The sequence below is a fragment of the Brucella sp. TWI559 genome (genome assembly GCF_039674265.1).
GTDB classification, from domain to species: domain Bacteria; phylum Pseudomonadota; class Alphaproteobacteria; order Rhizobiales; family Rhizobiaceae; genus Brucella; species Brucella chromiisoli.
Map to the genome: position 1 here is coordinate 1 of NZ_JBDJNE010000065.1, position 1,116 is coordinate 1,116.

Genomic DNA, 1,116 nt, shown 5'->3' on the forward strand with positions numbered 1-1,116 from the left:
GGGGTACATTCTATTTTAAACTGCAACATGCCAATGAATTCATGTGGTTAGCCATGGAGGAAATTGGATGTCAAATTGCTATTCACAGATCAACTTGCATGAACGCCGCCGTCTTTTCGAACTTAAACAGCTTAAAGTCCCTCTCGGCGACATTGCGCGGCTGATGGGTCGCCATCGCTCGACGATCTATCGCGAGATCAAACGCAACAGCTTTCGGGACACTGAGATACCAGACTATAATGGCTATCATAGCGTTGTTGCCGACAATATCAGCAAAGACCGCAGAACACGGTTGCGAAAGCTCAGACGTTATCCAGAGCTGCGCAAGTTCGTCATAGAACAATTGGAAGCACATTGGTCGCCGGAACAGATCTGTGGCCGACTGGTTAGTCATGGCCTGAGCGCGATACGTCTATGCGCAGAAACGATCTATCGCTTCATTTATTCAAAGGAAGAATACGCGCTGAAACTGTATGAACACTTGGCCGAGATGCGAACAAAGCGCTGCCCACGTGGCACCAGACGATCGCGCAGTTCCCGCATTCCAGAAGCGTTTCGTATTCATCAACGCCCTGATTTTATTGGTAATCGTCTGCAATTTGGAAATTGGGAAGGTGATTTGATTATCTTTGATCGTGACCTTGGAGAAGCCAATGTCATGACCCTTGTTGAACGCAAAAGTCGTTATTGCGTCATCATTAAAAACAACAGTCGGCATTCAAAGCCTATCATGAATAAAATCATTCAGGCCTTTGCTGCACTGCCTTATCACGCACGTCGAAGTTTTACCTTTGATCGTGGTTCCGAGTTTATGGCGTATCGGGCTTTGGAGGATGGAATGGGGGCAAAAAGCTGGTTTTGCGACCCAAACTCACCCTGGCAGAAAGGCGCAATTGAGAACATCAACAAGCGCATTCGACGGTATTTGCCCAGCAACACGGACCTGACACAAGTCAGCCAGGCACAGTTGACCGCCCTCGCCCATAATCTCAATGCAACACCGCGCAAGTGTCTTGGATTTAAGACACCCGCCGAGGCTTTTGCTACACTTTTGCAGGAAGCAGCTTAATCAGATACCCTCACCGCCGGCATGATGCAGTTGGAGTAGCTTTTCCA

General features: G+C 48.4%; 1 protein-coding gene. It reads left to right on the forward strand.

Going from position 1 to position 1,116, the window contains the following annotated elements:
- Positions 1-67 precede the first annotated feature (67 nt).
- Entirely contained in the window at positions 68-1,069 is a 1,002-nt protein-coding gene (locus ABE530_RS19605) for an IS30 family transposase (RefSeq protein WP_499695722.1), read from the forward strand.
- The last annotated feature ends 47 nt before the right edge of the window (positions 1,070-1,116 follow it).